The 9,140-nt window shown below is 56.5% G+C and carries 11 protein-coding genes and 2 pseudogenes; 9 read left to right on the forward strand and 4 right to left on the reverse strand.

Annotation, left to right across the window (positions count from 1 at the left end; translation table 11 throughout):
* The first annotated feature begins 2 nt into the window (after nucleotides 1-2).
* The 3 genes from NKJ12_RS30375 to NKJ12_RS30385 are packed head-to-tail and all read left to right on the forward strand — an operon-like array spanning nucleotide 3 to nucleotide 2,552.
* Entirely contained in the window at nucleotides 3-704 is a 702-nt protein-coding gene (locus NKJ12_RS30375) for an FkbM family methyltransferase (protein ID WP_352707217.1), read from the forward strand.
* A complete protein-coding gene (locus NKJ12_RS30380; protein WP_352707219.1) occupies nucleotides 685-1,239 on the forward strand; it encodes a putative pterin-binding protein in 555 nt (184 codons plus the stop codon). Before NKJ12_RS30375 ends, NKJ12_RS30380 begins: the two co-directional genes overlap by 20 nt.
* Entirely contained in the window at nucleotides 1,236-2,552 is a 1,317-nt protein-coding gene (locus tag NKJ12_RS30385; RefSeq protein WP_352707221.1) for a sensor histidine kinase, read from the forward strand. Before NKJ12_RS30380 ends, NKJ12_RS30385 begins: the two co-directional genes overlap by 4 nt.
* 118 nt (nucleotides 2,553-2,670) lie before the next feature.
* Here NKJ12_RS30385 and NKJ12_RS30390 read toward each other — a convergent pair whose 3' ends face one another.
* Entirely contained in the window at nucleotides 2,671-3,243 is a 573-nt protein-coding gene (locus NKJ12_RS30390) for a helix-turn-helix domain-containing protein (RefSeq protein ID WP_352707223.1), read from the reverse strand.
* 97 nt (nucleotides 3,244-3,340) lie between these two features.
* Between NKJ12_RS30390 and NKJ12_RS30395 the strand changes: the two genes are divergently transcribed.
* The 3 genes from NKJ12_RS30395 to NKJ12_RS30405 all read left to right on the forward strand — a co-directional run bounded on the left by NKJ12_RS30395 (nucleotide 3,341) and on the right by NKJ12_RS30405 (nucleotide 5,342).
* Nucleotides 3,341-3,943, forward strand: a complete 603-nt coding sequence (locus tag NKJ12_RS30395) for a hypothetical protein (protein ID WP_352707226.1) — start codon at nucleotides 3,341-3,343, stop codon at nucleotides 3,941-3,943.
* Between the two features lie 153 nt (nucleotides 3,944-4,096).
* Nucleotides 4,097-4,555, forward strand: a complete 459-nt coding sequence (locus NKJ12_RS30400) for a hypothetical protein (protein ID WP_352707228.1) — start codon at nucleotides 4,097-4,099, stop codon at nucleotides 4,553-4,555.
* Nucleotides 4,556-5,132: 577 nt separating this feature from the next.
* Complete coding sequence (locus NKJ12_RS30405) at nucleotides 5,133-5,342, forward strand: hypothetical protein (protein WP_352707231.1); 210 nt, start codon at nucleotides 5,133-5,135, stop codon at nucleotides 5,340-5,342.
* Nucleotides 5,343-5,662: 320 nt separating this feature from the next.
* Here NKJ12_RS30405 and NKJ12_RS30410 read toward each other — a convergent pair whose 3' ends face one another.
* On the reverse strand, nucleotides 5,663-5,962 hold the full coding sequence (locus tag NKJ12_RS30410; RefSeq protein WP_352509870.1) for a Y4lK-related protein: 300 nt from the start codon (nucleotides 5,960-5,962) through the stop codon (nucleotides 5,663-5,665).
* A 733-nt stretch (nucleotides 5,963-6,695) separates the two neighbouring features.
* Here NKJ12_RS30410 and NKJ12_RS30415 point away from each other — a divergent pair.
* The 3 genes and pseudogenes from NKJ12_RS30415 to NKJ12_RS30425 all read left to right on the forward strand — a co-directional run.
* Entirely contained in the window at nucleotides 6,696-6,914 is a 219-nt protein-coding gene (locus tag NKJ12_RS30415) for a hypothetical protein (protein ID WP_352707233.1), read from the forward strand.
* A gap of 30 nt (nucleotides 6,915-6,944) precedes the next feature.
* A complete protein-coding gene (locus NKJ12_RS30420) occupies nucleotides 6,945-7,136 on the forward strand; it encodes a hypothetical protein (RefSeq protein ID WP_352509872.1) in 192 nt (63 codons plus the stop codon).
* A gap of 472 nt (nucleotides 7,137-7,608) precedes the next feature.
* Nucleotides 7,609-7,962 (forward strand): annotated as a pseudogene (locus NKJ12_RS30425) (DDE-type integrase/transposase/recombinase); the annotation flags it as partial.
* A gap of 102 nt (nucleotides 7,963-8,064) precedes the next feature.
* Here NKJ12_RS30425 and NKJ12_RS30430 read toward each other — a convergent pair.
* Together NKJ12_RS30430 and NKJ12_RS30435 are read right to left on the reverse strand one after the other, a co-directional pair.
* Nucleotides 8,065-8,212: pseudogene (locus NKJ12_RS30430) on the reverse strand (transposase); the annotation flags it as partial.
* A gap of 41 nt (nucleotides 8,213-8,253) precedes the next feature.
* Nucleotides 8,254-8,886, reverse strand: coding sequence for a 4'-phosphopantetheinyl transferase family protein (locus NKJ12_RS30435; RefSeq protein ID WP_352707235.1), 633 nt, complete (start codon nucleotides 8,884-8,886; stop codon nucleotides 8,254-8,256).
* Between the last annotated feature and the right edge of the window lie 254 nt (nucleotides 8,887-9,140).

Genomic DNA, 9,140 nt, shown 5'->3' on the forward strand with positions numbered 1-9,140 from the left:
CGATGGCTTCTCTAACCGTACATGGGATCAAGGTTCCCGTGGAACCGCAGGATGTCTCGCCGGTCATCTGGCGAGCGCTTCAAAGCCAGAGCTATGAGGCGAAGGAAGCGAAGTGGATTTTCAGGGCAGTCAAGGCGCGCGATCGCGTACTGGAGCTAGGGTCCGGTATCGGCATCATCACCGCACTGATTGCGAAAATCCCCGGCGTTCAGGTGTGGGCTTTTGAAGCAAATCCCGCAACAGCGGAACTAGCGAAGCGCGTGATAGCGGCCAACGATCTCGACAATGTCACATATTCCCAGGGTATCCTCACAGCAGGCCCGCCGCGGTCCTTCACCTTCTACGTTCGCCGGGACCTTTGGATGTCTTCCACGGACAAAGACCAAGGACCATATGAGCGCGAACTTTCGATCGTCTCGGCCGACGTCGATCGTTTCATCACCGATCATCAAATAAACGCCCTCGTCATGGACATTGAAGGTGCTGAGAAAGAACTTCTGCAGGATGCCGAGCTGCCCGGCGTCGAGCGCATTTTTCTTGAGCTGCACGATCATCTCTATGGCCTTGACGGCGTCCGCAACATCACGCTTGCCCTAGCAGAAAAGGGATTTGCCTACGATCCGCGGGGCTCCCGAGGACCTTGCGTGCTCTTCGCCAAGAACGATGGACCCCGCGAATACGAGGATGTGGAAGATGTTGCGTAATGCTCTCGCCGTCATGTTTGCCCTGTCCCTTCCGCTCGCCAGCGCCGCCGAGGAAATTCCCCTCGATCCCAACGAAGTGTCGGTTCAAGACGCCAGCGGCAAGACCGTCGCCATCTTTTCGGTAAAGCAGCTGCGGGCAGAGTTTCCGCAACAGACCTATGACACGCGTACGCCCTGGACGAGCAACAACGAGAAAATAGAATATCGTGGGCCACTGCTTGCAAATGTGCTTGCCAAGGCCGGAATCACCGCCGCGCAGGAGGTGAAAGTTGTCGCCTATGACAACTTCGTTTCCGATATTCATATGGACGAAATCCGGTCCTATAATCCGATCTTGGCGATCGAGCGTCGTTGCAACGAGAACGACAAGGCCGGTTCACATTGCCTGCCGGGTCAGGATTTCCGCCCGATCAGCATGGTAGAGAAAGGCCCCATCTTCATCGTTTGGCCCTTCGACCAGCTGCCCGCCTCCTACGTTCCCGCAAGAAACTCGATCTGGGTATTTTTCCCAGTCATCCTGCGCGCCACGCAATGAAGTTCTTCAACGGCCGTTTGTTCACTGTTCTGCCGTATCTCGGTATGGCTGCGGCGCTTGGCCTGAGTGCGTGGACGTTCATCCAATCGAACCGCTATCGTCAGGAGACTGATGCCATCCTCAATCAGACCTTCGAGATTCAGTGGCGTGCGGCACAGATTCGCGAGCGTCTTTTGCGAGTCTATGGCTATCTTCGCATCGCCGACGAGACGGGCAAGCTTGATGCGGACATCGATCGACAAATGGCGCTGGTGAGCGTCAACGTCGCGCAGTTGGAAAACCTGCCCTATCTGAACCGGTTTTTTCCCGACCATGCCGCCGAACTCCTGGGCCGGATTCGCCTGACCCTCGAACAGAGAATTGCACCTCTTGTGTCAGCGCGTAGAAACTACACCCAAGCCATTGCCGAGATGGCCAAGCTGGAACAGTCAATTTACGAGATTTCCAGCTCTACCGTTGATCACAGCGCCACCTTGCAGCAGACCGCCAGCATCGACATTGCGGCCTCGCGCAACTGGTTCATCTTCGCCATCGCACTTGGCCTGGGTGCTACCTTCTATCTCGTTATCCATCAGCGTTATGCTTTAGCCAATCGCCATGACCAGCATATGCGCTCGTTCGCTTCGCTCTTTGCGCATATGACCCGATCGCGGGTTACAGCCTTGAGGCTGTTCCTTGAGCACGCACAACCAGACAAGCAGCCGAGCGGCGAAATGCTTGAGGCTGCGCGCAGTGCTGCGACCGAACTGGAATCGATCACCAACAGTGTGCTTCAGATCGCCTATGCACCACAAGATTCCAGCACTATGTCGCTCGGCCGACTGCTCGAGGATCTTACGCAGGATCGCGGCAGTTTGGTGCAAGTCTCGGTCGATTCCAAAGCGCGCTTGCTACCCGTCCCGGCGACGCCGTTACGGTTGGTGGTGAATGAGCTGATAGAAAACGCGCTGGCCGCTTCGTCGAGCGCCAAAAACGCCCGAGTTCTCATCTCCGCGACAGTCAAGCGGCGCCCGTTTTTCCCGCGCACTTACCTCGTGCTTGAAGTGGCCGACGAGGGCTCAGGCATGCCACCTGCAATCGTTGCAAAAGCAACTACTCCCTTCTTTTCAACGCGAGCCGGGAATCATACTGGCCTTGGCCTGACCGCATGTTCTCAGATGGTCTCGACGCTGAACGGAATGCTCATCATCAAGAGTGCTCATGGTGTCGGCACAACTGTACAGGTCAGAATTCCCCTGGCTTCCGCCGCAGCCACTTTTTGGCAATCGTGCCGCAGGTACGGGCGAACAAAGGAACACTCGTGGGGCGGCTAGCTGTGAGCTCTCAGCTCTGCTCCATTTTCACCTGAATTGCACCGGTATGCGCTATCACGGCGAAAACCTGCCAGCCATTCGGTGTAGCCCAGCTTAGACGGATGATGACGCTGGAAGTTTACGGCTCTCTGAAATGAGAATCTACGCCTCCGGGTGCGTCAGAAACAGGTAGATCAGTTGATGGCGGGACCTTATCGGAAAAGAGGAAGGTCGCTGGATCAAGTTTCAACGCCTTGGCGATCGCGGCAATTGTGTCGACGCTGATATTACCGCTTGCGCGTTCCAATTTCATGAATGTCGCCTCCGCCACGCCTATGAGCTCGGCCATCTCATAGCGGAGCAAAGTGCGTCGTTTTCGCTCAATGTCGATGATGTGCGCCAGACGCTTGCGGATTGCAGTCTCGTCCAACTGATGCGCCCATTCGGGAAGTTTTTTTCCGCCCGCGAGCAGGTCTGCAACTGACACATGCAAGCCGCTTGCCATGATTTGCAACGTCGTCAGGGTGACATTGTTTTTCTGCCGCACGGTCTGGATGTAGGTCCGGTAGGCGAGCCTTTCGCCCTCGACAGTCCGGAACAGCTCGGCCATGTGCATATGGGATAGGCCACGCCTGGCTCTCTCCCGCTCCAGCGTTGTCGCAATGTTGACACGCAACGGGTTGTCGACCACGCCCGCGATGTCTCGTTTCATAAATCGATGTAGTCGCACAAACCTACCTTCTCGATCTGTCCTTTTTCGCGCGGATGATCCATAGTAAAGTATCAGAATCCGCCGCGAGGAAAAGGCTATGATCGTACTGAAATATCTCTTGGTGGGTGCAGCCGCCGTCGCGGGCGCCGCAGCTCTTCCATCCCAATCACAGGCATCGGAATGGGGCTGTCAGGTCCTCCTCTGTCTGTCCGGTGACTGGCAGGGCACTCCTTCTTGCCACCCGCCAATCTACAAGTTGATTGCGGCGATGAAAGCTCCGGGTTTTAACTGGCCGACCTGTCCGCAAGCCAACTCCAGCGCCGCGAGATACGAGAAGTATGAGGATTGTCCTTCTGGCTGGCAAGCAGTTGGCAGCTACGACTCCGATCGGCCAGGAATGAGGCAAGAACGGAACATCTGCCGCATCAGCTCCGACAGGCTCACACTGCCCGTCACTTTCACGAATAGTCGCCTCGGCCAAGACCATGACAACGGATCTCGACAGGCCCAGATCAAAATGAACGGTAAGTTGGTGACGGCAAAAATCCAGATCACGGGCAACGATAGAGGGCATTCCCTTGGTAACGGCTCCACCTACTACACCATCTCTCGGCCGATGCGCGCAAAGCCCTGGTTCATCGAGTATGACGACGCGAACGGCCTACGCCAGAAAAGCTGGTTCAATCTCAACGTGCCATAAGCCAGTTCAATCTCAACGTGCCAATAAGCCAGGTGATCACGCAGGACGAGTCGCCGTGAGGATCACAAAACGTCTCTGTCCGGTTCATTCACGCCGACGACAGCGATGGCTTCGAAAGCTCAATGCGAATACTGGATCAGGGAAGGGTAATAAGTGTTGAAGGCGCTTCTCCTGTCGACTGCGATAATGAGCACATGGGCAGTCTCGACGGCGGCTGGTCAGAGCGACAAGCCGCGATCGAGCGCGGACAATCCGATGTGGCCCGCTTCACTGAAATGGGACTGCAAGACCGCCGCAAAAATCGTGTGTGAGCGTGACGGCAGTTGCACAGTGGCCGAGGACCACACTGGATTTGTGCTGAACTATGGCAGCAACGAAGCTGAGTTCCCGGCCAGCAATGTCAGGATCAAACGGCACTATCAACAGACCGTGCAGGCAAGCCCTTTGCAGCAGGAAGTTAAAGTCGAACTGGCTGACAATCGCGTTCTTTGGCTGACGGCCGTGGATGCCAGCCGCACTTATTCGGAAGCCTGGGTCGGCGCATTGAGCGAGTTAAAGGGCGGCGCGGTACTCATGGAATCCGAGGGCATCTATTGCATGCCGCACAAGTGAGTGAGCCGAGAGGGAAGGGGTGAGTGAGCCGAGAAGGGAACGCGAGCGAAAACCGATATGGTCTGACCTCGAGCAGCCACCGGCGTTTCAGAAAACTCCGGCGTAACCGACTTCCGGTTCTAGGTGTTTCATCAGTGATCAGGGGGGATCTAAAGTAATATTGACCTGAGCAATGAGCTTCGATAAGACCTCGATGCGGTGCAACTGCATTCGCTTACTGAAACCAGTGCCAATACTTATAAAGTTGCATAAGATAGATTATGGAACTACCGGGCGGTTTCGCCTGTGTTGCCTTTTTCTTCCTGCCGCAGCTTACGAAGTTGTGGATTCTTTCAGTAAACTGCGGTTATCGGATTTTGAACTATGGTTCAGAGTCGGAAACGACAGCACATCGCGATGCCGTTCGGGGGGCGTCCATCGCATCGATTAGGACTGAGCATGAGGGGGAAGGCGGATAGCCGAAGCGTGACAGTGCGATGACCCGAAGGCCCTCGCCAACAGGGCGGCCGTAGGAGCACCAGCATAGCGCCGCCGTCAGGCGCGATGCGGGCCGACAGCCCCCGGCGGAGGGCGCTGATTGATATCGAAATTGAATCCGGTCATTTTATCAGCTGTCATAATCCAAATCGAATTTCTCACGATTTTCAGCGCGCGCCTGGATTCTCTGCATTTGGCTGCGGCAAAGATCCCGGTGGTGCGGTGGAAGCGCACCACCGGGCATCTTGGACTTGTTTTCATCAGCGACCAGGACTGCTGCATTGCGGCAGGGATGGTTCCAACCTGCTAGGCGTCGCCAAACCGCGCATCTTTGGTTGGATGCCGAATTCCGTGTGCGACGTTGCCGGATCGACACCAGCCATGGCCGCGACCCAGAGTTGCTACGTCGGAATGGCTAAGCACCTTGCCGTCGCCGGACTTGATAGTTTCGACGACATTGCCCGGCGAACAGTCATTGACCGACCCTTGTCCGTGGTGCCCAGTACGAGAAGATGAGGTTATTGCCCTGTTGGGCAAACCACAGCTCGTTGGCGTCAATACCGGTCCCGAAGTCCAGCTCGTCATTGTCGGTGAAGGAGCCGGATTCGACAATCGTATCCGACCCGTCCTTTATACGTTCCAACTTCGAGTGCCTGTTTTGTGCGGTCTCCGGCCCTCGTTTGTCGACGACGAGAGTTCTATGTACCGGCCAATCGAGCGAAGATAGGCAACGATCTCCGGTAGCAGGTGATCACGATCGCCAAACTCTTCTACGATTCTTCTTACCTTGCGCCAGGGTACCTTCCGGTCAACATCACCTGCCGAATAGCCTAAGTGACCGATCGCGCAGATGTCGCAGCCAGCCTCGATCATCTTGTCGACGAAGGCGGGAATCTCGCTCGCTTTCATTAGTCGAATGTTGTTGGTCATCGCAGAAATCTCCGTTGGTGGTCGGCATGGAAATTGCGCCGACACTCAAACGTGCTTGAATGCGCTCACCTTCGCTACCTGTGCACTTGCACAGGTTGTAGGGTCTCAGGCCTGCCGAAGGCGCCCGATCGAGCGTTCCTGCGCATTTGTTCATCGTTGGCACCCCGGGCACTAAACCGTGTTGCTAGAACAGCCCACCTGCTCCGTTCCAGCAAGGCAGCACTGGCCACCGGAACGCTCCCCTTGCGCGTACTGAAAGGCGATGCCGGCGCTCAGGCAGTCGGAGTCAGTCATGCCGAGGCGCCATTTCCTTTTCCTCGCAATTCGCTCGAGCCGCACGCCTCTTTTCGCTCTGGAGTCCAATAGGTTGGGCCGAGGTTTGCTCAATCGAGGGGATCGGCGCATTTCCATTTAGCTATAGGCTAAGAAAAGCTCCTTAGATCCCGCAGTCAGGAGTCCACCAATCGGTCGAGATGGCTGCGAACCGCGTTGCGGGCGGGATTGGGTGCTCTGACGATCGATACCCCACACCTGCGCCATTTCTTCTTCGATGGCATTATCGCCCCCCCGTATAGCTAAGTGGTGTGGACAAACCTGATCCACACGACCTAGCGCGATTTGGAGCCACCCGGCCTGGGACCTGGCGGCCGCCTCTGGCTCTACGCCGCCAAAATCGGGCCGGTTCCGCGTCCGCATCGAATGACGCCGGTCAGAGGTGATCTCGGAACGGGGTGTGCTCGGCATTTATGATCCGACCGAGCGCCAGCGAGTGATCGCCGGCGGGCTGGACGGCGGCATCATGTCAGGGGACTTTGTCCTCCAGGCGCGCGAGGAATGCCGAAACCTCGGCGTCGTCACCGTGGGGGGAAATCCTGGCTACTCCCCCGATCATCTCCGATTTAATTCAAATTTGTCTGTAGATATTGACGATGGCGCGACCTTCACCTCGTAGACGGCAATGCGGGCGGGTAGAGAGGGTCCTATGACAAGCAATTTTTCCGCCGCCCGAGTGCATTTAGATCGAGCGTATGACTACCTTTGTGGCGATGACCCGATGAGTCGAAGGGGACGCGAAGCCTTGGACTTGTTGATTGAGGCGGTTGCCGTCGAAGAGTTCAAGCAGCCACGCCAAAACGCGGAGGTGCTAAGGTTTCCGATTGGGCGCCGCTTCTGAGGCAATCTCCACGCCGCCATGTAGCCTCAGGTGAGGCGCTCGCCGGACGGTTGCGCCGCCACTATGAACCATGGTGAACAAATCTCCCAAAACGCCAAGAAGCCAGCCCGGCATGAGCCGGGGCGGGCAATAGAAAATGGGGAGCCCAAGCGCGCATCCATGAAACGGCGCCGCATGTAAAATTCAGCAGAATGTCCATCCTGGCGCAACGCCACAACAGGCCGCACTCAAAGGCCGAATACATGCCTGCAGCCGACCGACCTGTCATCAATGTCAGAAAGCCCTTGCCACGCGGAGGCCGTCCATACATGCCACTGAACTGTCCTCCAGTGGCGATTAGAGCCTTGGCCGTTTCTGTTACGCCTCTTGGCGCGGGTTGAGCAACCGGCGGAGGCGCGGAGCCTCCCATCAGCACAGCGTCGGAGCCGTTCGCTCTTAGCGCAAGATTTTGAACTGCTCTTGTCCTGACCCCAGAAAGGCGCTGGAGCGTCATCGCCGACCGGATCGCGTCGTCATCGACGATAGCCAGACCAATCGGGAGGCGATCGTTTCCTGCGACACCACAAATCGCTTGCAGGACCGCTCCCGGCGCCGGCTGAAGCCGATCCTGATCCGCAAGAGTAGATACCTGAATAACCGGATCGAACAGGACCATCGGCGCATCAAGCGCCGTATCCGGCCGATGCTCGGCTTCAAATCGACGGCCACCGCAGCCACCATCCTGACCGGCATCGAAATGATTCACATGATGCGCAAGCGACAGGCGAGGTACGCCTTCAATCCGAATCCGTCCTTGGCCGAGCAGTTCGAAATCCTCGCCGCCTGATTGACCTCGCATCAGGGCCTCTCTGTGCCCCTATTCAGCCGTTGCAACAAAACCGACGAAACAGCTCTCGCCGCATAACCGCCCCACAGTTCCTCATGCTCCCTCCAGAGCCTTCAGTCGCCGAGCCTCGGAGACATCCATCCCGCCGAAGCGGCCCTCCCAGTTGTAATCGAGGCGTCGCTGACCCCGTGCTTGCGGCTCCTTCAAAAATTCCGATGATCTGCTCTTCAGAAAAGCGGCTACGTTTCATGTCCTGGTCCTCTCGATGGGCCAGAACGAACGTCAACCGGATTAGATCAGCGGGGCAAGGTCACCGCACGTCGGCCGTGAATACGCCAACCCGATTACATTGTTGGAAATAAGTAACTCGAGCGAAAACGTGCAATTTGCCTTCGACACGTACCCTAATCGCGCAGAGATATCAATTTCCACGTCCTGGAATTCAAGAACGTCATTGTACAGTGGAAAATACGCCTTATATACGGCCTCCTTCAAAACAAAGAGGTCCCGCCGCTCAAGCAGGCGTAGATCGTACATGCGTTGCTCGTTAGGGGTAGCAATCAATTCGATCAAGTTCTCCGGCAGTGGCTCATTAGGCTCAATGTCGATGCCGAGAGTTGCAATCCTCTTCGTTCCTGCAATAGCGGCGGCTGCTACTGTATCGTGGTGAGCCAAAGATCCGACGATGCCGGCCGGCCAGATCGGAACACCAGAGCGCGTCTTTAAGATCGGCAGTGGTGGGAATCCCAGTTTCCCAAGAAGTGTTCGGGCAATTACTCTTGCAGCACCGCTTTGGCGACGGACTTTGGTAACAGCGCGTCCCATCGGGGTAACTTCGGAAGCGTACAAGGTGGATTCGTCGGCCGGTTCTATTGGACGAATGCCGACGAGGATGTTCTGTTGATCAATGGTGATAGTCTCCATCTATTTCTTTGAGCATTTCAAGTGAGAAGCTCAGCCAATGCAGCTTGGCCTTGGAATTGACTCGACTCGGTCGTCGATCAGCAGCGGCGGCGGACCACATATGTTTCCCATCTTTGGATCACCGAGCCAGAACTCCTCCGACATTTGGGGATTGTCGCGATCCGAGACCGAACCTCGTCTGGGTGCCAGAACCTTCGGTGCAGTTCGCTAGGGATCTTTTTCAAGAACCCCGGTTAAAGGCGTAGAAATGGCTC

It is taken from the genome of Mesorhizobium sp. M0195, assembly GCF_040322115.1.
Lineage (GTDB): Bacteria > Pseudomonadota > Alphaproteobacteria > Rhizobiales > Rhizobiaceae > Mesorhizobium.